Source organism: Larkinella punicea (assembly GCF_003334855.1).
GTDB lineage: Bacteria > Bacteroidota > Bacteroidia > Cytophagales > Spirosomataceae > Larkinella > Larkinella punicea.
In genome coordinates this window covers 1-24,396 of sequence record NZ_QOWE01000037.1, presented here as the reverse complement: position 1 = coordinate 24,396, position 24,396 = coordinate 1, and the positions used below count along the sequence as shown (strand labels likewise).

18 protein-coding genes are annotated in these 24,396 nt (G+C 51.1%); 5 read left to right on the top strand and 13 right to left on the bottom strand.

From position 1 onward, the window contains the following. Positions 1 to 46 precede the first annotated feature (46 nt). The 4 genes from secA to DUE52_RS30620 all read right to left on the bottom strand — a co-directional run bounded on the left by secA (position 47) and on the right by DUE52_RS30620 (position 6,055). Positions 47 to 3,421: a preprotein translocase subunit SecA gene (gene secA / locus DUE52_RS30635; RefSeq protein ID WP_114409959.1), complete on the bottom strand. Its 3,375-nt coding sequence runs from the start codon at positions 3,419 to 3,421 to the stop codon at positions 47 to 49. Positions 3,422 to 3,681: 260 nt separating this feature from the next. Continuing rightward, complete coding sequence (locus DUE52_RS30630) at positions 3,682 to 4,017, bottom strand: hypothetical protein (RefSeq protein ID WP_114409958.1); 336 nt, start codon at positions 4,015 to 4,017, stop codon at positions 3,682 to 3,684. 96 nt (positions 4,018 to 4,113) lie between these two features. Then, positions 4,114 to 5,586, bottom strand: a complete 1,473-nt coding sequence (gene guaB / locus DUE52_RS30625; protein WP_114409957.1) for an IMP dehydrogenase — start codon at positions 5,584 to 5,586, stop codon at positions 4,114 to 4,116. 58 nt (positions 5,587 to 5,644) lie between these two features. Next, positions 5,645 to 6,055 carry a DUF2141 domain-containing protein gene (locus DUE52_RS30620; protein WP_114409956.1) on the bottom strand — a complete coding sequence of 137 codons (411 nt, stop codon included), beginning with the start codon at positions 6,053 to 6,055 and terminating at the stop codon, positions 5,645 to 5,647. A gap of 233 nt (positions 6,056 to 6,288) precedes the next feature. Here DUE52_RS30620 and DUE52_RS30615 point away from each other — a divergent pair, with 233 nt between their 5' ends. Further along, a complete protein-coding gene (locus DUE52_RS30615) occupies positions 6,289 to 6,888 on the top strand; it encodes a Crp/Fnr family transcriptional regulator (RefSeq protein ID WP_165841066.1) in 600 nt (199 codons plus the stop codon). Between the two features lie 415 nt (positions 6,889 to 7,303). Here the strand turns inward: DUE52_RS30615 and DUE52_RS30610 are convergent, their stop codons facing one another. From DUE52_RS30610 to DUE52_RS30580, 7 genes are all read right to left on the bottom strand, one after another. Next, on the bottom strand, positions 7,304 to 10,378 hold the full coding sequence (locus DUE52_RS30610; protein WP_114409954.1) for an efflux RND transporter permease subunit: 3,075 nt from the start codon (positions 10,376 to 10,378) through the stop codon (positions 7,304 to 7,306). 111 nt (positions 10,379 to 10,489) lie between these two features. Continuing rightward, positions 10,490 to 11,551 (bottom strand): efflux RND transporter periplasmic adaptor subunit, encoded by a 1,062-nt coding sequence (locus DUE52_RS30605; protein ID WP_114409953.1) that lies wholly within the window; start codon positions 11,549 to 11,551, stop codon positions 10,490 to 10,492. A 67-nt stretch (positions 11,552 to 11,618) separates the two neighbouring features. Further along, complete coding sequence (locus DUE52_RS30600) at positions 11,619 to 13,004, bottom strand: TolC family protein (protein ID WP_114409952.1); 1,386 nt, start codon at positions 13,002 to 13,004, stop codon at positions 11,619 to 11,621. 42 nt (positions 13,005 to 13,046) lie between these two features. Next, on the bottom strand, positions 13,047 to 13,664 hold the full coding sequence (locus tag DUE52_RS30595; protein WP_114409951.1) for a TetR/AcrR family transcriptional regulator: 618 nt from the start codon (positions 13,662 to 13,664) through the stop codon (positions 13,047 to 13,049). Positions 13,665 to 13,923: 259 nt separating this feature from the next. Then, entirely contained in the window at positions 13,924 to 14,970 is a 1,047-nt protein-coding gene (locus DUE52_RS30590; protein WP_114409950.1) for an adenylate/guanylate cyclase domain-containing protein, read from the bottom strand. Further along, positions 14,967 to 15,341 carry a response regulator gene (locus DUE52_RS30585; protein ID WP_114409949.1) on the bottom strand — a complete coding sequence of 125 codons (375 nt, stop codon included), beginning with the start codon at positions 15,339 to 15,341 and terminating at the stop codon, positions 14,967 to 14,969. The genes DUE52_RS30590 and DUE52_RS30585 overlap by 4 nt, the downstream gene beginning before the upstream one ends. 63 nt (positions 15,342 to 15,404) lie before the next feature. Beyond that, positions 15,405 to 16,757 carry a sensor histidine kinase gene (locus DUE52_RS30580; protein WP_114409948.1) on the bottom strand — a complete coding sequence of 451 codons (1,353 nt, stop codon included), beginning with the start codon at positions 16,755 to 16,757 and terminating at the stop codon, positions 15,405 to 15,407. Positions 16,758 to 17,046: 289 nt separating this feature from the next. Between DUE52_RS30580 and DUE52_RS30575 the strand changes: the two genes are divergently transcribed. Beyond that, positions 17,047 to 18,072: an aldo/keto reductase gene (locus tag DUE52_RS30575; protein WP_114409947.1), complete on the top strand. Its 1,026-nt coding sequence runs from the start codon at positions 17,047 to 17,049 to the stop codon at positions 18,070 to 18,072. Between the two features lie 54 nt (positions 18,073 to 18,126). Here DUE52_RS30575 and DUE52_RS30570 read toward each other — a convergent pair whose 3' ends face one another. Together DUE52_RS30570 and DUE52_RS30565 are read right to left on the bottom strand one after the other, a co-directional pair. Next, positions 18,127 to 19,437, bottom strand: coding sequence for a DUF4374 domain-containing protein (locus DUE52_RS30570; protein ID WP_114409946.1), 1,311 nt, complete (start codon positions 19,435 to 19,437; stop codon positions 18,127 to 18,129). 6 nt (positions 19,438 to 19,443) lie between these two features. Beyond that, positions 19,444 to 21,771, bottom strand: a complete 2,328-nt coding sequence (locus DUE52_RS30565; protein ID WP_114409945.1) for a TonB-dependent receptor — start codon at positions 21,769 to 21,771, stop codon at positions 19,444 to 19,446. 81 nt (positions 21,772 to 21,852) lie between these two features. Here DUE52_RS30565 and DUE52_RS30560 point away from each other — a divergent pair, with 81 nt between their 5' ends. From DUE52_RS30560 to DUE52_RS30550, 3 genes are read left to right on the top strand one after another with little or no spacing between them, the layout of a single operon-like run. Then, the gene (locus DUE52_RS30560; RefSeq protein WP_114409944.1) at positions 21,853 to 22,155 is read left to right on the top strand and encodes a hypothetical protein; all 303 of its coding nucleotides are present in this window, start codon (positions 21,853 to 21,855) and stop codon (positions 22,153 to 22,155) included. Continuing rightward, complete coding sequence (locus DUE52_RS30555) at positions 22,155 to 22,436, top strand: hypothetical protein (RefSeq protein ID WP_114409943.1); 282 nt, start codon at positions 22,155 to 22,157, stop codon at positions 22,434 to 22,436. Before DUE52_RS30560 ends, DUE52_RS30555 begins: the two co-directional genes overlap by 1 nt. Positions 22,437 to 22,439: 3 nt before the next feature. Beyond that, complete coding sequence (locus tag DUE52_RS30550; protein ID WP_114409942.1) at positions 22,440 to 24,032, top strand: PepSY-associated TM helix domain-containing protein; 1,593 nt, start codon at positions 22,440 to 22,442, stop codon at positions 24,030 to 24,032. The last annotated feature ends 364 nt before the right edge of the window (positions 24,033 to 24,396 follow it).

Genomic DNA, 24,396 nt, shown 5'->3' with positions numbered 1-24,396 from the left:
TGAATGCGTCAGCCACTGAAAACCGGAAACTGAAAACCGGAAACGTTTACTCAATCAAAACCGCCCGGCCGCTTTGCACGTCGTTTTCGACTACCTTGTATTTGACATCCCGCTTGATGGTGCCGTCCATGTACTGAACGCTCACTTTCTCGTTGCGGTTGGCAATTTTTACGGCTCGAACCGGTGCCTGTTTCTCCGCCGTTGCCATCTTGCGGGCGTATTCTTCCGGCCCTCCGGCTACGGGTTCTTCGTGCTCTTCTTTGTTGGTGTGCAGTTCCGGCTGCGGTTCCGGACGCGGGTTTTTGGGCGCCTGCCGAACTTCCTGCTGTACCTCTTCGGCTTCCTGACCCGGAATGTCGGTTTTCGTCAGGAAACTGATTGTGTCGAAATTGACCTTGCTCAAAAAACGCTTGAACAATTCGACCGACTCGAATTTATAGACCAGCAACGGGTCTTTCTGTTCAAAAACCGCGTTCTGTACCGACTGCTTCAGGTCGTCCATTTCGCGCAGGTGTTCTTTCCACTCCTGGTCGATGATGGACAGCGAAACCGCTTTTTCCATTTCCGTGATCAACTCGCGACCTTCGGTTTCGACGGTTCTGCGGAGGTTGTTGACCACCGTCAGTTCGCGCAGACCGTCGGAGAACGGCACCACAATGTCTTGAATGGTGGCACCCCGCTCCGCCAGAATGGATTGCAGAACCGGCTGCGCTTTCTGCCGAATGGCGTTGTTTTTTTCGTGGTAATGCTTGTCCGCTTCTTCATACAGCTTCTGCGCCAGTTCCTTCGGCTTCAGTCGGCTGAACTCTTCGCGGCTCATGCTGATCTCAAAACCGAGTGCCGTCAGCGTTTGCAGCGCCAGTTCGTCGTAGTTTCCTTCGGTATTGCCCGCCAGATCTTCGCAGACGTCATACATCGTGTTGGCAATGTCCAGCGCCAGCCGGTCGCCAAACAGGGCGTTCCGACGGCGTTTGTAGATGGCCTCGCGTTGGTAGTTCATCACGTCATCATATTCCAGCAACCGCTTCCGAATCCCGAAGTTGTTTTCTTCGACTTTCTTCTGTGCCCGTTCGATGGACTTCGTAATCATCGAGTGCTGAATCACTTCGCCTTCTTCCAGACCCATTCGGTCCATCACCTTGGCGATCCGGTCGGACCCGAAAAGCCGCATCAGGCTATCTTCGAGCGACACGAAAAACTGCGTCGTTCCGGGATCGCCCTGACGACCCGACCGACCGCGTAACTGGCGGTCGACGCGCCGGGATTCGTGCCGTTCCGTACCGACGATGGCCAAACCGCCCGCAGCGCGTGACTCCGGCGTCAGCTTGATGTCCGTACCCCGACCGGCCATGTTGGTAGCAATCGTTACGGTTCCCGGTTTTCCGGCTTCGGCTACAATTTCAGCTTCCCGCTGGTGTTGCTTGGCGTTCAGAACCTGGTGCGCAATTTTGCGCAGCGACAGCATCCGGCTCAATAACTCCGAGTTTTCAACCGAGGTCGTACCGACCAGCACCGGGCGGCCTTTTTCAACGAGCGCGACGATCTCATCGACCACCGCATTGTATTTTTCCCGAACCGAACGGTAGACTTTATCTTCTTCATCTTTCCGAACGATGTTCCGGTTCGTTGGAATCACGACCACGTCCAGTTTGTAGATCGTCCAGAATTCCGACGCTTCGGTTTCGGCCGTACCGGTCATCCCGGCCAGCTTGTGATACATCCGGAAGTAATTCTGGAGCGTAACCGTCGCGTAGGTCTGGGTAGCGTCTTCTACTTTTACACCTTCTTTGGCTTCAACGGCCTGGTGTAAACCGTCCGACCACCGGCGTCCTTCCATGATCCGGCCTGTCTGCTCATCGACAATCTTGATTTTGCCATCCATGATGACGTAATCGACGTTGATTTCAAACAGACTGTATGCTTTTAGCAACTGGTTGACGGTATTGATCCGCTGGGTTTTGACCGAATAATCGCGAATCAGCGCTTCTTTATGGAGAATCTTTTCCTTCTCATCCAGTTCCGTGCTTTTCTCGATGTTGTTAATATCGATCGACAAGTCAGGCAGGATGAAGAAGTTGGGATCTTCGCCGGAACCGGTGATGTAGTCGATGCCTTTTTCCGTCAGGTCGATGCTGTTGTGCCGCTCATCGATCGTGAAATACAGCGGTTTATCCGCTTCGGGCATCAATTTCTGGTTTTCAGCCAGGTAAATCGATTCGGTTTTCTGCAAAACCGCCTTGATACCGGTTTCGCTGAGGTATTTGATCAGCGGTTTGTATTTGGGCAGACCCCGGTGGGCGCGGAACAAGGCCAAACCGCCTTCTTTTTCGTCACCGGCGGCAATTTTCTTCTTCGCTTCGTTCAAAAAATCCTGCACCAGTTTCCGCTGCACCTCGGCCACGCGGGAAACGCGCGGTTTCAGTTCGGCAAAATCCTGTTCGTCACCGCGCGGCACGGGACCGGAAATAATCAACGGCGTCCGGGCGTCATCGATCAATACCGAATCGACCTCATCGACCATCGCGTAGTGGTGTTTCCGTTGTACGAGTTCGTCGGTACCGCGCGCCATGTTGTCGCGCAGGTAATCAAAGCCGAATTCATTGTTCGTACCGTACGTAATATCAGCCAGATAGGCTTGTTTCCGCGAGAAGGAATTGGGTTGGTGCTTATCGATGCAATCGACGCGCATGCCGTGGAATTCGAACAGGGGCGCCATCCACTCGGAGTCACGTTTGGCCAAGTAATCGTTGACCGTTACGATGTGTACCCCGCGTCCGGCGAGGGCGTTCAGATAAGCCGGGAAGGTAGCGACCAGCGTTTTTCCTTCCCCCGTAGCCATTTCCGAAATTTTTCCCTGGTGCAAAACCGTCCCCCCGATGATCTGCACATCGTAGTGAACCATGTCCCACTTCACGAGCGTTCCGGCGGCATCCCAGCTATTGGCCCAGTAGGCTTTGTCGCCCTGAATGGTAATGTGTTTTTTGCGGGTAGCAAATTCACGGTCGAACTCCGTGGCCGTTACTTCCAGTTGTTCGTTTTCTTTCAACCGCTTGGCGGTTTCTTTCACAACGGCAAACGCTTGTGGGAGAATATCGAGCAGCACCACTTCCAGTTCCTTGTTCCGGTCGGTTTCCAGCTTGTCGACCTGGTTGAAGATGCGTTGTTTTGCATCGACATCCATATCGGGCTGGTCCGTAACCTGCTGGTGAAGATCCGCCAGTTGGGTATCGATAGGCTGTAACCGCTGAGCAATGATCTGCTTCAATTCCGTCGTCACATTCCGGAGTTCATCGTTCGAAAGAGTCTGTAATTTCTGAAACTCGGCGTTCACCTTGTCGACATACGGGAGCAGGTCGCGCATGTCCCGATCCGACTTGGTACCGAAGAGTTTCGTAATGCTCTTGGTTATGAGGTTAATCATTCTAAATGTCTATTAAACGAATGTTTCAATACGTAATGCAAAATTAGGGGTTTGCGCCATAGAATAGTAACAATTTCTGAATCAGTTTCATTGCGATGAACCGGGAGTTTTCGGAAAAGCGACTCTATGGGTGTATAAAGTAGCTTAACGGCACCACAGACGGTTTTTGCCCGGAACGAAAGCCGACCCTTAATTCACTAATTTAGTGTCAGATTATCCTTTGTATTTGTCCAATAGAGGGCCCGCAGCCATGATCAGCACTACTTTTTGCGGGTTGGTTCAGCCGGTTTTTCGTCAATCCCCATGGTTGTCAACACCGGATTCAGGGTCTGGGGGACGATGCGGATGCGGAACACTTTGGCACCGGCCACGTCGAAATCACACTGATAACTACCGCGTTGTTTCAGGCTGCGGTAAACGGCAGTATAATTCACCTTGATCGGCCAGCCATTCAGGGCTAATTGACCAATGATAGTTTCAACGGCTTTTTTAAGATTGGAGAAGAAAACGATAAAAGGTTCGCGCTGGCGGAGCGCATTGAGGGAGCCAATATACAGAATCGTGACTTCGTAGATAGTCTGGGATTGTTTTCTCATAACGGGCGAACCCGGTTTTTATTGTCGACCTTGAAAAACTGCGGGATAGTATTTCAAAAAAAAGCCCCTACAGACTCGTGTCCGTAGGGGCAATCATTAGCGGGATGAATAATTCGGTGCTTCTTTCTGAATCTGAATGTCGTGCGGGTGGCTTTCGCGAACCCCGGCCGACGTGATTTTGACGAACTTGGCGTCTTGCAGCGTTTCGATGTCTTTCGCTCCGCAGTAGCCCATACCGGCTTTCAAACCACCCACCAGTTGGTAGATAATCTCGGCCACCCGGCCTTTGATGGGAACCCGCCCCACGATGCCTTCCGGCACGAGTTTCTTGATGTCGTCTTCGGCATCCTGAAAATATCGGTCTTTCGAACCTTCTTCCATGGCTTCGACGGAACCCATGCCACGGTAGGTTTTAAACCGGCGTCCTTCGTACAGCACCACTTCGCCTGGAGCCTCTTCGGTTCCGGCCAGCAGCGAACCCACCATGACGGTGTAGGCACCACCCGCAATGGCCTTCGTAATGTCGCCCGAAAAGCGAATACCGCCGTCGGCAATCACCGGAACACCGGTGCCCTTCAACGCTTTCGCCGATTCGTAAACCGCCGTCAACTGCGGCATCCCGATGCCGGCAATGATCCGGGTCGTACAGATACTGCCCGGCCCAACGCCCACTTTGACTGCATCGGCACCGGCATCGGCCAGCGCTTTGGCACCCGCGCCCGTGGCCACGTTGCCCGCAATCACTTCCAGTTTCGGAAACCGCTCTTTGATGCCCCGGACGGCGTCAATAACGCCCTGTGAATGGCCGTGTGCCGTATCGACGCTGATGACATCGACACCGGCTTTCACCAGAGCCTCGATGCGCTTGATCAGATCGTGCGTGACACCCACGGCGGCCCCCACGCGCAACCGCCCCAGTTCGTCTTTGCAGGCGTTGGGATGGCTTTTCTTTTTCAGAATATCCTTGTAAGTAATCAGGCCGACGAGGTGGTTCTGATCGTCGATGATCGGCAGTTTCTCGATCTTATACTGTTGCAGAATGCTTTCGGCTTCTTCGAGTGTGATTTTTTCCCGGGCCGTAATCAGGTTTTCCCGGGTCATAATATCCGTAACGGGCTTCGAGAGTTCCGTTTGGAAGCGCAGATCGCGGTTGGTCAGGATCCCGATGAGTTTATTGGACGCATCGACGACGGGAATGCCACCGATTTTGAATTCACGCATAATCTGGTGGGCATCGGCGAGTGTGGCCCCTTCCATGAGCGTGATTGGGTCGATAATCATGCCACTTTCCGAGCGTTTTACTTTCCGAACCTGCTCCGCCTGCAGCTCGATGCTCATGTTTTTGTGGATGATCCCGATACCGCCTTCCTGCGCCATCGCAATGGCGAGGTCAGATTCCGTAACGGTGTCCATAGCCGCCGAAATGAGCGGAATGTTCAGCCGGATGTTGCGGGTAAGTTGGGTAGTTGTCTGTGTATCGCGGGGGAGAACCTCCGAAAAAGCAGGCAAAAGAAGAACGTCGTCGTAAGTAAGCGCTTCGTAGAGGAATTTCGAGGAGTCTAAGCTCATAGCAAATAAACACGATAGGTTATTTGCCGGGTAAAGTTACTAAAAAAATCTTCCGAACTCAGATTAATTTTATTGAAATCTTTTTTTCCGACTCCTCGACACGTACCCGGCAGTCGTCAAATGCGGGTCCTGACAGGCTTGGGCGGAAATTATTGCTGAATCCATACGGCTCTTTCGGAATGCCAAACATCTTTTTATCCAACTGCCCATTGCCGTTTACGTCGTGGAAAAGGGCAACGGCGTAGTCGCCGGGTTTCACGCTAAACGTGATGCGGGCGGTGTTTCCGGTTACGTCAACCTGATGACTGACAAGAGGTTTGCAGCCGGTCGGGAAGCCGGCGCAGGGTTTGTAGAGGCCAACCCGGATTTGTCCGGTATGGTGTCTGATATTCTGAACATCAACCACCAGTTTCGTTTCCGCTGAAAAAGAATGAAATACCAGGAGCCGGAGCGCAAAAAAAAGGAACATGCAGTGGATAATTTGATTTTCTAGTTAACGCAAATTCTAGATCCTTGTTTCGTGTCTTGCTGAAAAAGGGGCAGAGAATTGTTACCGTTTAATTTCAGATGAATATTTATATGACCGAATACTCAATAAATATAGAATATGAGCCATTTTTTCTTAATAAACGTGTGACTTCATTCCCGTACTTACGTCTACTTCTGCAATGAGTGATGTTTTTACTATTACTTCCTGGCTCCATGAAAGAAGAACTCTACGACCGATTTATTGCGTCTTTACTGGAAGCCTGCCCGATAAATGACGAAATAATACGCTTTATCCGTCAATACCTACTGGTGAAAAAATTTCCGAAGGGAACGCATCTGGTGTCGATCGGGAAAACGGCCGATAAACTATTTTACGTCGGTAAAGGACTGGTACGAAGGTATTATTACTTAGATGGAAAAGAAGTAACATCTGGAGTTGCGGCTGAGGGCGACATGGTGTTGTCAATTCAGAGTTTTTTAAACCAAATTCCATCCTCAGAGACGATCGAATTAATGGAAGATTCGGAGCTTCTTTTTCTGTCGTATCCCGATTTGCAACGGTTATATTATAAATATCCGGTTACGAACGTGATCGGAAGAATTATTTGCGAGAAATACCTTGTTATTTTTGACGAGCGAATCCGGTCTCTGAGGATGCTCAACGCTGAAGAACGCTATTATCATTTTTGTAAACAATACCCGACAATCTGCGCCAGAATGCCCCTAAAGCATATTGCTTCCTACCTGGGGCTCTCCCGATTTACCCTGAGCCGAGTGAGGGGGCAGAAAATAAAAACCGGTTTGTTAGACTAAACCAGCTCAAAAAAAAACTTGCCTGATAAGAAACAATTGCTTTTTAGCAACTGTAAATAAATGAGCAATGTGTATATTTGTCCACTTGGATTAAATAAAATATGACAGCCTCATTTTTTTTAATCAAGGTGTTTTAAGTAATAACTACAAAGGCCGTAAAGACTATCGCTAATGGTGATAGTCTTTATTTTTATGATAAGCCCTATTGGTTATGACAAAGATTAGTAAATATTCCGTGAACTGCAATAAAGCCGCAAAAATATTTTCATAATTTCCGCAGAGAATCCCTTCAAAAAGAATTTAAAATTGTGTTTAATAAAGCGAAAAGCCAAATAAGGTAAACGTTAAGTTACCTTATTTGGCTTTTCGCTTTATTAAAATAGAAATGTTACTTCTTTTTCTGATTGGTTAATTATTAAATTAATTCTGGCTCTTCTGCAACCGCGGGTACTTTTAAATCGACGCGGGGCGGTAACAATTTATACAATACCGGTGTCACAATCCGCGAGAGAAGGGTTGAGCTAATTAACCCACCAATCAGCACCAATGCCAGGGGCGAATAAAGCGGATTTCCCTCGATGGCCAGCGGAATCAGACCGCCAATGGCCGTGAGCGAGGTCAGGACGATCGGCACAAAGCGGATTTCACCCGCCTGCTCGATGGCTTCGATCAGCGGCATTCCCTGCTCCCGGAGTTGGTTGGTGAAATCGACCAGCAGAATGGAGTTTTTGACCTCGATACCGATCAGTGCAATCAGACCGATGACGGCCACAAACGAAAACGGATTGCCCGATAACAGCAGTGCCGCAATGGCCCCAATGATGCCCAGCGGGATGACCGAAAGCACGATTAGCGTACTTTTGAACGTACCAAATTCCAGAATCAAGACCGCCAGAAAACCGAAGACGGTGATCAGAATGATCGTTCCCAAACCGCCGAATGATTTTTCCCGGCTTTCCAGTTCACCGGCGGCTTTGTAGCGAAAATCGCTGGGAAACTTCAGCGCGTCGAGCTTCTTAATAACTTCATTGTAGACATTATCGACCAGATAACCGCTTTTGACGAAACCGGTAACCGTGACGTAACGGTCCTTGTCGTAGTGCCGGATCTGGTTGGTCGAGGTCTCGAATTGAAGGTCGGCAATCTGGCGCAGGGGAACCGATCCGCCCGTTAGCGTATTGACATAGAGGTTATTGAGAACACGTAAATCCGCCACCTTTCCTTTGGGCAACGTGACGTTGATCAGGAAATCGTCTCCCGCTTCGTCCTTGAACACGCCCACGTTCAAGCCCGCAATGGCCAGCCGAATGGTGCGGTTAATGTCGGCCACGGACATGCCCAGCATCCCGGCTTTTTCCTTGTTGATTTTGACGCGCAGGTCAGTTTTGCGGGTTGCCAGCGGATTGTTGATGTAAATTAAACCGGGAGTGGTTTTCAGGACTTTCTCCACATCGGCGGCCACGGTTCGGAGCGTATCCAGGTTTTCGCCAAACACCCGGATGGCCACCGGCGCTTCCTGGTCGGGACCCTGCTCAAAGTCCTTGACCTCAATTTTGGCATTGGCATAAAACTTGAATTTCTCCCGCAGCTTGTCAATCAACTGGCGTTTTTGAACCGGCGGCATATCGTGCAGTTGAACAAAAAACTGCGAGAAATTGGTAGCCTCGTTCCGCTGAATGATGTTGTAATAAATCCGTGGATTGCCCTTGCCGACGTTGGTTGTGAAATACTTGACGTCGGGTTCGTTTCCCAACTGGCTCTCGACGTAGCGGGCCACGCGGTTGGTTTCCTGCAAACTGGTGCCTTCGGGCGTTTCGATGTTGATCAGAAATTGCGGTTTTTCAGACGCCGGAAACAGCGCGAAACCGACTTTTGGAACCAGCGATAAAGCACCACCAAAAATTGCCAGTGCGCCCAGCAGCGTGATAACCGGATGACGCAAAGCCGTGTGCAACAGGCGGCTGTAGGACCCGCTGATGAGTTTTTTCAACGCCCGCATGAAAATATTGCCTTCCGGATTGTGCGCTTCTTTCAGGATTCGGCTGGAGAGAAATGGGACAATGGTCAGCGAAACCAGCAATGATGCCAGAATGGTGGTGACCACGGCGGTGGGTAGCGAACGGATGAAATCGCCGGATGCTTCGGGCAAAAACATGAGCGGCAGAAAAGCCAGAATCAACGTAACCGTACAGCCAATGACGGCCAGTGTAATCTGTTTGGTCGCTTTGATCGCGGCTTCCCGCCGGGAAAAACCGTCGCGCAAATACCGCTCGATGTTCTCGACTACCACAATCGAATCATCGACCAGAATACCCAGCGCGACGATCAATCCGACAATGCTTAACTGGTTGATGCTGAAGCCAAACATGTTCAGCAGCGAAAGGCCGATGGACAACGAAAGCGGAATCGAAATCATGACGACGATGGCCGCCCGGATGCCGAGCGGTAGCAGCGTTAGGGCAACCAGCAAAATGGCGATGCCGAAATCTTTGGCAAACCGGCTGAGCCGGGCGTTGACGCTGGCGGCCTGGTCGAAGTTTTTGACGAGCTTGATGTGGGGCGGCAGGGTTTTCGCGAAATCCTCGATGACCGGGTTCAATTGTTCCCCCACTTTGGCAATGTTTTCGCCCAGCTTCTGACCGGCCGTGACCAAAACCGCCCGGTGTCCGTTCAGGCGGGTGATGTGGGTTTCGTCTTCGTAATTGAAATCCACGTCGGCAATGTCGCGGAGGTAAATGATTTTTTGCCCGTTAGTCGAAACCACGGTATTTTTGATTTCATCCAGTGACTGGTAATCCCCGCTGGTTTTGACGTTGAATTTCCGCGTACCGGCCTGAATGCTGCCGCCCGGAATGTTCAGGTTTTCGGCCTGCAACGCGCCAATCAGCCGATTCACGGCAATGCCTTCCTGCGCCATCCGTTCAATATTCAGCGAAATGCGAACGGTGCTGGCCGGGTAGCCCCAGTCTTCGACGCCTTTCAGACTTTTGACTTTTTCCAGCCGTTCTTTCAGCGCATCGGCATAGTCGCCCAGCTCTTTGTTGGAAGCCACTTCCGACTGCAAAGCCACCTGAACGATACTGACGTCGGTGGGAGAAAATTTCTGGATTTCGATGTTGAAAATATCAGAGGGCAACTGTGCCCGGAGGGCATTGACTTCGCGCACCATTTCCTGGTATTTTTCATCAGCATCGGAACTGTAATCATATTCCACGCGCAAAACCGCCAGACCGTCGTCGATGGTGGTGATGACGTGGCTGATGTCGTCCAGGGAGTTGAAACGCGCTTCGGCCGGATCGACCACCAGTTCTTCCATGTCCTGCGCGTCGGTGCCGGGATACACGATTACCACGGCAAACGAGGGAGCCGTAAATTCGGGGTCTTCGCCCCGTGGCATGTTGAACAGCGAGTTGACGCCCAGCGCCACCACGGCGATGAACAGGACCAGCATGAACTGCCAGTTTTTGACGGAAAATTCGGATAAGTTCATAGTGGAAGTATTTTCTCCGCTTAGCTCTGGTTCCCTCTGCTAAACTCCGCGAAATAGCTTTAAAACTGTTTCGCAGAGTTTAGCGGAGAGAACCAGAGTTGATCAGAGGGGTTATTGGAGAACAACGGTTGACGTTTCGGTCAGATAGGCTGAACCGGCCGTTACCACATTGGATATTCCCGATAAGCCGTTCGTTAGCAGGACTTTGTCGTTGTCGATGAAGCCGATCTGCACCGGTATTTTGCGGACGTGCTTCTGGTCCTCAGTCAACACAAAAACGAAACCGTCTTTGCCATTTCCTTCCACAATGGCTTCAATCGGAACCAGCGCATAACTGCGGCTCTGGGCGGGTTGCAGGCTCACTTTGGCAAATAAACCGGGCGCAAATTTCACCGCGCCGGGGTTGATGCGGATTTCTACATCGTAGAGCTTGTTTTGCGGATCGGCGGCTTGGGCCAGTTCGCTCACGGTACCCACAAACGTCTGGTCGGGATAGGCTTCCAGCGTGATGGTAGCGCGGTTGCCTACTTTCAAACGCGCCCAGTCCTTGTCGGCCACACCTACCCGCACAATCCAGTCATTTTTCCGGGTCGACGAGATCATGAAAACCGCCCCACCTGCCGACGCAAATTCGCCTTCATTCATCAGTTTCCGCGTCACCGTGCCATCCACCGTCGACCGGATCTGGGCGTAATTCTGGTTGAACTGCGCGATGGTCAGGTTCTGTTTGGCAACTTCGTGGCCGGTCGTGGCATTCTGCAACTGTTCGAGCGTGGCGGCTGTGTCGGCGTAAAGTGCTTTGACGCGGTTGAGGTCGCGTTCGGCTTTTTCGTTCGAAAACTGCGCCTGGCTCACCTGGGCGTTGATTTCCGTCAGGTTGAGCGTCGCCAGCAGTTGCCCTTTCCGGACGGTCTGGCCTTCATCAACGTACATTTTTTGAATGATGCCGCCAATTTTAAACGACAGTTTGGCTTCTTCCGACGACGACACCAGCCCCGATGCTACCACCGGTTCTGAGCGAACCACCGACTCGACTTTGGTTAGTTTGACCGGTATGGCCGTATCGTCGGTTTGTGCTGTCGGCTTCTCTTCCCGGCTTTGTTCGGCTTTGGTGCCGCAGGCCCACAGCCCGCCCGCCAGGAGTACGATTAGAAAATACTGGATGACTTTCATTGGAATAATTAGTTTATAATCAGTGCAGTTAATCGTGTAAATGACGAATCGGAAGGCAAAGCGGGTGTTATTGAATGGCCGTCACGCGATCCAGCGCGGCCCGTTTCAACAAGACATCGTAGCGCGTCAGAACCTGCTGAATCTGAGCCGTTAGCCGATCGTTCTGGAACCGCAGGTATTCCACCAGCAGCGCCTGGCCGTTGCGGTATTTGCTATCGACAAGCCGGAAGGTTTGCTCGGCATTGGCAAGGCCGGTTTGAGTGGCATTCAGGCTTTCATTGGCCGCATCCAGTTCATAATAGGCCTGCAAGACCTGCAACTGAATCTGTTTTTCAACCTCTGTCAGCTTCGTTTGCACAAGCTCGGTCTGGATTTTGGCCTGTTGCACCTTCGAGCGTTTTTCGTAGCCTTTGAACAAGTCCCAGGACAAGCCGACCTGCCCAACTACATACGCCTGATTGCTGAAGGTGTAGCCAAATCCCTGAAAACCAGCATTCCCGCCAACGTAGACATTGGGTAATTTGAGGGAAGCTTCGTTCATTTTAATGGCATTTTGCGAAGCCCGGAGCGAGCCACCGAGTTGCTTCAATTCCTGTCTGCTTTGCAGGGCGGTTTGCTGCAACTCACCCAGCGCGGGAGGAGCCGGGGGCAGCGTTCTGGTCAGCAGGGAATCGACCTGAATGTCGGCGGTCAGGTCGCGGTTGAGCAGAAAATTGAAATAGGCTTTGGCACTCTGGCGGTTTTTGTCGGCAACGGCCAATTGCTGATCGATCTTGCTGATTTCGTAGCGGGTCGAGGTCACGACATCTTTGGTGGCCACATTGTTGGCGACTAGTTTTTCGTTCAGCCGGCCCAGTTCGTGTAAAACCGCGCGGTTGTTGTCGTAGATCCGGAACGCGTCGAGTGTTTGTAAATATTGGTAATACGCCGTGGCGATGGTATACCGCAACTCGTTTTCAACCACGCGCTTGCGGGCTTCCTGGGCGGAAAGTAAATCTTTTTGAATCAGGTAGTTATACTGAATATCGGTATTGAAAACCGCGTACTGGACGCTGAGTTTGGTGTCGTGGAAATTGTTGGGAGCCAGTAGTTCGTTGACGTTCGGAATGTTGGTGGGAAAACGGTCGGAACCGGCGAGTTGATTGAGCGTGGCATACACCGGATTGAGCAAATCGCCGACCGGAAATTGCAACCGCCGACCGCCAGCCGCCAGCGAATACGTCGGGTTAAATGTCAGTCGGGGATAAAAGAGGGCTTTTGCCTGGGTGATCGATTCCGTTACCCGGCTGATTTCCAGGGATTCCTGTTTCAGCGCGAGGTTGCTTTGTAAGCCTTCCTGAATGTAAGCGTTCAGAATGGCCGAAGGGGCGTCGGCGGATTGGGCCGGACTCACTTGGGGTATGATTGTTAAAAGCAGAACCAGCAGGTAGCCGATTCGGAGTTTTGTGACCATATATTAGTATATTAACACTGTTCATTAGCTCGGCAAATTTTTTTACAGACCCTTTTGGATGGTTTTGATAAACAGATCGAACGCTTCTTCCATCAACTCTTTCCGGCGACTTTCTTCAAACATATCCAGTCGTTTCCGCAGGAAAAGGGCGGTATAACCGTGGACGGAACTCCAGATCATGATGGCGGCTACTTCCGCATCCTGGTACTTGAACACCCCGGCGTCGATACAATCCTGTACACACTTGATCAGCAAGCCGAAAGCCGACCGGCCTTCATCCCAAATGTCGTCCCGGCAAGCCAGGGCATCCATCGGAGCATTCATAATAAACATTAGATCAAAGAGTTCCGGATTTTCGAATGCAAACCGGAAATACCGTCGACCCATTTCCACCAGCCGATCAAAAGGGTCTGCCAGACTGAGGGCCGGGTAAAATTCCTCAATCATCTTCTGAAAACCGATGTTGTGAATGGCGTACAGCAACTCGTTTTTATCCTTGAAATACAGGTAAATCGTCGCCGGACTGTATTCAATGGCATCCGCAATGTTCCGAATGCTTACTTTTTCGAAACCGGTTTCCAAAAACAGCTTTTGGGCTGCTTCCAGGATCAGTTTCCGCATTTCCTCTTTCTCGCGCTCTTTTCGCTCAACAATTCCCATATCGGTTAATTAACGTTACAAATGTACTGAACACTGTTTAGTAAACAAGTGTTGTTTATTAAGCGGTTCAAAAAAAGGGGATGAATGGTTAGAATCCGGGTGCCAACCGTCAGAAAAAGGCAGTGAAAAAACGGGCCAGCGACTAACTCCATACTTGAATTAAGTGGCAAAAGCTGTCGATTACAACCGCGACGGCGTACCGTTCGGCGACAGAAGGGTTCTAGATTGCAAATCTTGAACAGCGTCGTAACATCCGTAGTTATTCAATTACAGCATAAACCGCTACCGGATTTGCTTTATTCTTCAGCAACACTTCACCCAGCGGTTCACAACGGAAGGAGTTTTTTACCAACTGGTAAGCGGCATCGCTGATGATGATCTGTCCTTCCTGCGCATACGATTGCAGGCGCTGGGCCGTATTGACCACATCGCCGATGACGGTGTAATCGAGCCGCCGGAGGGTTGCCGAGCCGATGTTGCCCGAAATGACCTCGCCGGTATTGATACCAATGGCCACTTTGGGCGTATAAATGGGTTCGTCGGGCAGCGTGGCCTCCATCGATTCGATGTGGTTCCGGACGGCCAAAGCGGCTTCGATGGCCCGGTCGAGGTGGTAGTCGCCCCGGAAAACGGCCATGATGGCGTCGCCCATGAATTTATCGACAAAACCGCCCTGGGCGATGATTTCCTTCACCATTACGTCGAAATACAGGTTGATCAGCTTCACAACAGTATCGGCACTTTCGCGCTCCGTAATGGCCGTAAACCCGCAGATGTCGATAAAAACCGCCGTGGCCTGAACGGTTTCATTTACCATCAGCGACGATTCAAACTCCCGGCGATCCATAAAATTAAGCACCGATTCATCGACGTACATCCGCAGAATGTTGTTTTCCTTGATGGCTTTCAGCGTTTCACGCAGTTGCGCCACGTGCCGGATGGTTTTCTGCATCGTCACGTCCAGGTCTTCAAAATTGACGGGTTTACAGATAAAATCGAAAGCGCCCCGGTTCATGGCCGTCCGGATGTTGGCCATGTCGCTATACGCCGAAACGATCACGGTTTTGGTCAGAGGGCTGACCTCGCCGAGTTTTTCTAGCAGCGTCAGACCATCCATTTCGGGCATGTTGATATCACTCAGCACGACATCGATGTCGGGATGCTGCTGGAGTTTGACCAGCGCATCGACGCCATTGAAAGCAAAAACAAACTCATATTGCAGTTCGCGGATTTGTCGGCGAAACTTTTGCCGGATCAGCAGTTCCAGATCGGTTTCGTCATCCACGACCAGAATTTTAGACTTCATAGGGCGCTTTTGAGTTTTTCTTTCAGGTTGTTAAAGTCAAGCGGTTTGGTCAGAAACGCATCGGCTCCGAGTTGCATCGCCTGGTCGTGGCTTTCACTATCGCCATACGCCGTGATCATCATCACAACGGGCGGAGGGGCCGGATACGTGGTTTTAATCAGGCGCAACAATTCCAGACCGCTCATGCCGGGCATGTTGATGTCCGACAGAATCAGTACATATTCAGAAGGATGTTCGTTCAGGTAAGCGAGGGCTTTCTCGCCCGAATGAGCAAACGCGAAAATGAGTTCACCCGCGCGGATCTCGCGCCGAAAGCGTTGTTCAAAAAGTATCTGTACGTCCGTTTCGTCATCTACAACCAATACTTTCATCTCAGGCTTATTTAGTAAAAAAAATAAAAAGGGTTCTTTCTCAAAGGTACGCAAACTCGGCCTTTATGTCGGTAACTGAATGATGAACTCCGTAAACTCACCTTCTTCGGTTTCGACGGTCAGTTCTCCGCCATGGCCCTTGGTAACGATGTCGTAGCTCAGCGACAGGCCCAGACCGGTTCCCTGGCCGGTCGGTTTGGTCGTAAAAAACGGCTGGTAAATTTTGGTCAGAACGGTTTTCGGAATCCCGCAGCCATTGTCGCGCACCCGGATTTCGATCTGCTCATCGGACAGGCGTTTCGTGCTGACCTGCACCGTGGGTTGATAGCCTGCCAGACCGGTTTTTCGTTTTTGTTCCGTGGCATAAAAGGCATTCGTAAACAGATTGAGCAGCACCCGGCCCATGTCCTGCGGCACCACGGAAACCTTGCCCAGGTGCTCGTCAAAGTCCATGATGAGCGTGGCATTGAAAGATTTGTCGCTGGCCCGCAAACCGTGATACGCCAGCCGCAGGTATTCATCGGCCAGGTTGTTGAGGTCGGTGGGTTCCCGCTGGGGCGTGCTGGTGCGCGAATGTTGCAGCATGCCCTTCACAATCGAGTCGGCGCGTTTGCCGTGGTGCGTAATTTTTTGCAGGTTTTGCGTAAGGTCGGTCAGCAGTTCTTCTTCCAGTTCGATGTCCCGGTCTTCCCGTCTGCGTTCTTCTTTCAACTCTTCGATCAACTCCACCGACACTTCCGAAAAATTGTTGACGAAGTTGAGCGGATTCTGGATTTCGTGGGCGATGCCAGCGGTCAACTCCCCCAGCGAGGCCATTTTTTCGCGCTGAATCAGTTGATCTTGTGTAGCTTTCAGTTCGGTTAGCGTTTGTTCGAGTTCTTCTTTCTGGCGGGTCAATTCGGCCGTCCGTTCCGCCACAAGCTGTTCGAGCATCACGTTCTGACCGGCAATAATCCGACTTTGTTCTTCTTCCTGGAGTCGTTTCAGGCGTTCTTTTTCGAGGGCTTTCTGCTGCCGTTGCGTACTGACCCAGGTCGCAATCAGCCACACCAGCGTAAAGATTTCGGCGATCTCGACAACCGTACTGATGGATTCATAAAAATCCGAATCGATCAACTTTGCGATGTCTTTGAACAGCGAAACCAGGATGTAGGGGCCAACCGCCAGCCAGACGTTGCGAACCGGCCGGAAATCTTTCAGGAGATAAGCCGCTCCGACCATTCCCAGCAACAGCAGGTGCCAAAGCCATTTGGTAATGCTGGAATCGAGAAAGACATCGGCGGCCAATAAACCGGATGCCGCGTATTGGACGATAACCAGGATTCTTTCCCATTCCGGAAACCGCACGGCTGTCTGGAGTGAGGTCCGGATGTACCGCACCATAAAAAAGACAATCAGAAAAGAAGCTATTTCCATAGAGATCGGGCAGCAGTGGGGCAAAGGGTGGTTTGGCTCCTCAAATTAAGCGTTCCGGGGTAGACTTACAATTCTATTTGTAAGACAGCCGTTGTGGGCAGGAAACCGGGTGATGCAAATCGTGATATATTTGTCCCGGTTATTAAATTGACGGAATGGGAATCGTTATTTCGCAGAGCTACGCAGAGGAAACAGGGAGGTACGCAGAGATTCTTCATATACTCCGCTTAACTCCTTTTTCTCTGCGTAGCTCCGCGAAATAACCTCTATTTTTAAACTCTTCATTGCTATGGAATACAGACAATTAGGCGCGTCGGGGCTAAAGGTTCCGGTGTTGAGTTTTGGAACGGGCACGTTTGGGGGCGGCACCGAATTTTTTAAAGCCTGGGGCAGCACACAGGTCGACGAAGCGACCCGGATGGTCAATCGTTGTCTGGATGCCGGTCTGACGCTGTTCGATACCGCCGACGTGTATTCAAAGGGAATGTCCGAAGAAATTCTCGGCAAAGCCCTGACCGGTTTGCGGGATAAAGCCCTGATTTCGACCAAAGCGACCTTCAAAATGAGCGATGGGCCGAATGATTTTGGTTCGTCACGGTTTCACCTGGTCAAATCCTGCGAAGACAGCCTGCGCCGGTTAAAAACCGACTACATCGACATCTATTACATGCACGGTTTTGATGGCAACACGCCGGTGGAAGAAACCCTGAGTGCGTTGAACAATCTGGTACAGAGCGGAAAAGTGCGCTACATCGGCTGTTCCAACTTCTCCGGCTGGCACCTGATGAAATCGCTGTCGGTTTCTGAACGCTACGGCTGGTCGAAATACGTGACGCACCAGGCGTATTATTCGCTGCTGAGCCGCGAATTTGAATGGGAATTGATGCCGCTGGCGCTGGATCAGAAGGTCGGAACGGTGGTGTGGAGTCCGCTGGCGGCCGGACGATTGGGTGGCAAATACCGCCGGAGTCAGCCCGCGCCTGCCGACAGCCGGATTGCGCAGGGAGGGGGCGAAGGCCCGGTGATTCCGGAAGACTACTGGTTTACGATTGTCGATACGCTGGACGAACTGGCCGCCGAAACCGGCAAAACCGTCGCCCAGGTGGCCCTGAACTGGTTGCTGCAACGCCCAACGGTTTCGAGCATCGTGATCGGCGCGCGAACCGAAGAGCAACTGACCCAGAACCTGGGCGCCATTGGCTGGAATCTGTCGAAAGAACAGGTGGCCAGGCTCGACGCTTCCAGTGACAAGGAGCCGATTTATCCGTATTGGCACCAGCGCAAAAACCCGGATCTGAATCCGCTGCCGGTTTGATAAAACAACAGGTCGTATTGCCGGCGAGTGCCAGAATACGGCCTGTTCAAAGGGTTATTTGGTTAGTTTATAAAAGTGCGTGATCAATCCACCGGCAGTTAATGAATTGATTTGGGTCGCCTTGCTCGTTAAGGGATCGTAGCTGTAAATACCGTTCAGCTTCTGCTCGGCATTGTAGACCGGCATGTAAATTTTGCCATCGTATTTGTACGTAATTGGGTATCCGTAGCCGGCCGTCAGCGGAATATCCTGAATGATCGTGGCGGTTTTGGCGTTCAGATCCAGCCTGGCCCAGCGCTGGTTGGCTCCGTAGAATGCCAGGTTGGAAAGTTCCTGATACTCCGTGGCCGTAATCGTGTTCGTAGCCAGTTTGGCGATCAACTCCAGGAGCCTTGGCGGGTCCTGTTGCCCGGAAATACAGGCATAGGCAATCCCATTCGCGTCATAGACCCCGCCCAACACCAGTTGAAACATCAGATTGGGCAGGCCCACCGCACTAACCGGATTGAAGCTGTACGTTTTGTCGAAATCCGTGCTGCCCGCCGGTATTTTCAAGATCTGGGGGCGCGACCGTTTGGCGGCATTGGGACCGAGCTGCCCGTCGAGACCATACTGCCCCTGCGTAATGACGTAGATATTACCGTTCTCATCGACCAGGCTGTTTTCGGCTCCGCGCGAAACTGCGTAGGTAGCCTGCTCGAATACGGCCGTTTTTTCCCACTTTTTGGTGGTCATGTTAATCACCTCCACATACACATTCTGCGCATCATAAAACTGGCCGGTTTTCGAGCTATTGGTATATAAAGACGCAAAGAGTCGGTTGTCGCTGGCCCGGTACGTCAGATGCGGATAGATGTTGGTTTCATGATCGGGAAAATTCTGGGCCGATGACATATCGATCTGACCCAGGTTTTCCATCGTGGTCGGATTGAACATAAACAGGGCCCGGTTGCCCCCCGTCGAATAAATCCCCAGTTGATCGTTGATAATCAGCACCCTGGATATGTAGTCGACCAGCGGAATACTAGCCACTTCCTCAATGGCCCCGGTTGCTTTTACAACGGCCATTTTTGACAACTTCTTGTCGGAAACGAGCGGTTGGCCAAACAGGTAGTTTTTCCAGGTTGCGCTCGGGTAAAAACTGGAATAGCTCGATTTGGCGGTCAGGTCCACATTGCCGGAGGGCAGCGTTGGAAAATACCCGGCGTAAAACGTATTGCTGGCCGAGGTCTGCGAAATGGACGCCAGCACGTAGCCTTCCTCCTGGTATTTGGATTCGGCAGCGGGCGTGTCGGGGTCACTGGTTTTACACGAAAAGAGGGTACCTGCGATGAAAATAGAAAGGAGTAAACCGGTTTTCTTCATGGTTATTTAAAAATTAGCGATTTCATAAATGATCTTGACATTGAAGCTCGTACCTGCCCGGGGTACCAAAAAATTGTCGAATAACTCGGCATTGAAAATATTCAGGACGTTGACCGAGGTCGTCAGGCCCGGCTTGTTGAGCTTGTAGGAGAGGCCGGCATCGACCCGGTTTTGGGTGGGTACATAGGCCGTTGGCGTTTTGCTCGGGCTGTTGTCTTTGCCCACCTGGATGTAGTTGAACGTGGCGATGTGATTGTAAAAAACGTAGACCCGGAAGTGGTCGTTTTCGCTGAGCAACTTGCCTTTCTGCCACGAAAACTCAGTATTGGCGAAAAAATTGGGGTTGTTGGGAAAAGCCGCTCCGACCAGAAACTGATTTTCCGGTGCTTCGATTTTGGCGAAGGTTTTCCGCATAAACGTCACGTTGGTTTTGAGCGAAAAGGCGGTTTTGTAACTCAGCAACACGTCGCCTTCAACGCCCAGCGTGCGGACTTCATCGGCATTTTCGTAGCGGGTGAAAATCGTGTTTCCCAGAAAAATAACATCGTGCTGTTTGCGATAAAAACCATTTACCGCGCTCGCAATCCGGAACGTCGGAGAAACCGGACGATCCACCGTAATGCCCAGATTCAGGTTGTCGCTGCTTTCGGGCCGCAGATCGGTGTTGCGCAGCACGTCGGCACCGTTGCCCACAAACTGGTAAAACTGCGGGATCAGATACCCTTTTTCGAACGACGCCCGTGCAAAAAGTCCCGGACTCAGGTCGTATTTCAGGCCGGTGTTCCAGCCCCAGAATCCATTCTTTTTCCGGATCAATTGGAGTGTGAGATTTTCCGCGCCGTTCAGGTTGTAATCAAATCGTTTGGCGGCTGCGGTGAACGTGAGCCTGTTGAAGAAAAAAGCCTCATACTGCAAACCCGCAATGTTTTTGGTCAAGTCCTGCGGAATTCGCAGGTAATCCCGCGCCGGGTCCAGGAGGTAATTTTTACCCAGAATCGTTTGTCTGGCGTAAAGATTGGACAACAGCAATTTGTGGTTAGGAGCCAGCGCCATCGTCAGCGTACTGCGGTTTACCCAACTGTCCGTATAGGTGTCGGAATGGGTGTTGGTGTATTCTCCCGGCGAACTCCTCCGACCCACAATCGCCCCGCTCCAGCTATAAACGTTTCGGGTCGTATCGACGTAGTTGATGTGTTCGCGGCTGTAGTTGCCGATGGTACTGAACTGGACTTTTTCGTTCAGAAAGGATTTGGTATAGTTCAGGATCGCCGACAGGTTGTTGGCGTGATAAACCGCTTCGCCAAAAGCCGTGTTGGTAACGCGGGCACCGTTCATGAGCTGTTTGTAACCACCCGACAAATTCAGTGATACTTTCAACTCATCCGCCCACGGTTTGCTGTGCGTCCCAACGGTAATTCCGCCAAAAGCCATCCGGTATTGGTCGTGAAACCGCCGGACCTGCTCCACCTTGTTTTTCTCAAAAACCAGTGCATTCATCCTGTAGTCGTTATCGGAATAATTATAGGCACCCGAAACCGTGACGAAGTAGTTTTTGGAATTGGCCAGACTCAGGGAGAAATCGGCGAGGTGGGTGTTGAACGAGCCGACGTTGTACGACGCCCGCAGCGAATTGTGCATTTTTTGCTCCGTAATCAGATTGATTCCCCCGCCCATCGCATCCGTCCCCACATCGACGGGCAGCACGCCTTTATACACATCGACCCGTTTGACCTGGCCGATGGGCAGCGTCGAAATGTCGAAGCGGGGATACATGAATTCCATCGGCAAACCGTCGATATACACGCGAATGGCGGTTCCACGAATCCCGTTGATGGAAATATCCGAACCGTCGCCCAGCGAACTCGACCGCCGGATGCGGACGCCCGACAGGCGATCGACCACGTCGGTGAGCAGAACATTCTGCGCGACCACGTCTTTGATCTGGATGCTGCTGATGGTAATGGGCTTGGTTTCCTGAACTTTGGTCTGCTTTTCGGCCTTCACCGACACCTCCGCCAGTTCCTTCGCGGTGCTGGTCAACACAATGGTTCCCAGCGTCGTATCCGTCCGTAAATCAATCGTTTTCTCGACGGTGCCAAAGCCTACGTAGCTTAGAATCAGTGTATATTTTCCACCGGTAACGTTGTTGATTTGAAACGTTCCTGCTCCGTTACTCAGTGTCGTGTATTTAGTATTTTTCAGGTAAACCGTTACGGAGGGTAAAGGACTGCCTGCCTCGTCGTGTACTGTCCCTCGCAAATCATATTGCTGCGCCAGTGCGAAATTTGCTACAGCGGAGAGAATGGTTAAGAATATAAATGTTCTCAAATTCATTGGTTATGAGTGTTCTTTATTTCGGCAGCAAATCTATTTGTATTTAATCTAAATAAATATAATCTTGCCAAAAAAAGTTAAATGGCAATCTTCTACCTCTTCGTCTTTGGGGCATATTTGTACTATTGCAAGTCGAAATATTTCCCCGCCGGGATTTACAAGTTCCCGGCCTCCTGGTCGTCCTGGCTGGGACTCACTTTGTTTGCCACCGGCACCGCGCTCTGCGTGAGCAGCGAAGGCTGGGCCAGTGGTGTGCTTCTGGCCTTGTGTGCCGTGACGGTCGCACTGATGCTGATCCAGTTTGCCGCCATTTTGGGGAAGTGGTATTTCTACGGCCTGGTGATTCTGACCCACGGTTTGGCACTGATTGACCTTGTATCCTGATGCCGGCTAAAAAAGAATATCTCACCACGTCCGGCCAGCGGGCGCTGAAAATCTCCGCCGGGATTCTGGGCGGGTTTGTTCTGACCACCTGTCTGCATCTGTTGCTGGCAGTCATCACACCCTTCCGCGAGCAAATTCTGCTGTCGGCTACCTTCACGTTTTTTCTGTGCTGGGTTGCGCTGATGATTCTGGCGTTTCTGGCCCGCAACGGCTGGAAAATCTGGGGGATTTATCTATTGAGCAGCGTCGTATTTTCTGGAATCATCTATTTCGCCCGATAAACCATGAAACTCAAAGGCTTAGGAAACCGGGCTTACCACATCATGTTCCATACCCACACGGTATCGGGCATCGTGATCAGCGTGGCGTTGTACATTATCTTCTTTGCGGGGGCTTTCACCCTTTTCCGGGAAGAATTCTACCAGTGGGAAAACCCATCTTCCCGTATCGGGGTTGTTGATCACATTGATTATCAGGAGATAATCCGGAAAATAAAAATCTTCGACCCGACTTTTCTGGTCGACAAGGAAATGCGGATTGTTCCGCCCACCGAAGAAAACCCGCTGATCAGTGTGTATGGGATGGTGGCCAAACCCAACGGAAAACCGGAATACGAAGGATTTCGGTATAATCCCCTCACCAAAACCGTTGCAGATCACGAATGGCATGAGTCTACGGTGGGCGAAACCCTTTTTCGGTTGCATTTTCTGGATCAGTTGCCGTATGCCGGCCGGTGGATTGCAGGGTTCGTGTCCTTGTTTTTTTTGTTTGCCGTCGTGACCGGTGTGCTGGTTCACTGGCGGAATATGCTGACCAAGTTCTACGGGTTTTCGCTGAAAGGCACCCGGAAACAACTCTGGACCAACGCCCACACCGTTTTTGGTTTGATCGGCTTGCCGTTTCAGATGATGTACGCCGTTACCGGCGCGTTTTATCTGCTCACGCTGCTGATTCTGCTGCCCGCCGTGATGGTGTTGTATGGCGGTGATCAGCAGAAAATTTTTGCGCTGATCCGACCCAATGAAGCCGTTAAACTGAATGAGAATGCTGCCATTACTACCGGAAATGCATCCATAGAATCTGTTTTAAATCGCATCAAAACAGATTATCCGGGGTATGAAGTTCATTATTTTACGGTGGAGAATCTGACACGCGAAGATGCGTTGCTGTCCGCCCGGATTGTCGATAAGAAATCATTTACGGGTGACGGCATTGTATCAATTTTCATGAAAGATGGTAAAAAAGCCGTTGAGGTGATTCCCGGTCGGAAGAAGTACGTTGAGTCGGTGGTCGACGGCATTGCCCGCCTGCATTTTGCCCAGTTTGGCGGGCTTTTGCTAAAAGGAATTTACTTTGTGCTGACGCTTTTCACCTGTTTCGTGATCATCAGTGGCGTTTTGTTGTGGAAGGAGGCCCGGAATAAAAAAGGTTACACGGAAGCGCAGAAACGGTTTCATCACCGGGTAACGATGATGTATCTGGCTATTTGCTTCGGTTTGTTTCCGGCAGTGCCGGTTTTGTTCATTGCCGAATTAGCGATTCCGGCGGAGGTTTCAGCGCATGCCTTTCAGGTCAATACGGTTTTCTTTCTGTCGTGGCTGGGGTTTACCGTCATTGGATTATTCCTGAAAACCGAAGCCCGGCAAACCCGTCTCTTTCTGTTGCTGGGCGGCTTGCTGTCGGTGCTGGTTCCGGTCGTCAACGGTATTCAAACGGGTGACTGGTTGTGGAATCCGGCGACCAGCCGGTATGTTCTGGCGACGGATTTTTTCTGGCTATTGACCGGAATCGGTACGCTGGCGATTTATGGTTCCATGCTGAAAAACCGCCAAACCGTACTGGAAGGAAAAGCCGTAAAAGAAACCGCGATTATTTAGGCGGTTTTCACTTCGTTATTCGGTGTTCGTTATTCAATATTCGTTATTACATGAATTTTAATATCGAATCAGTACTGTACGAAGGATTTAAAATGATTGGTAAACCGTTTTTCCTTCCCTTTTTTGGTCACGATTTTTGCAAACGCTTGCCGATGCTAACGCAAATGAGGGGTGGTTGGCCGCGTAGCGGACGGATGTTTGTAGCCACAGTGTGCCATCAAGAAAGCCCGCGTGCCTTTCATACCTTTGCTCACTACCCTATCTGATTACCATTAACCGAATTATCTTTGGTAGTCACTCGGCTGAGCGGTAGGGGATGGATAAAAACAGCAGTGCCTTAGGTGCCTGACACCGTTACCTATGT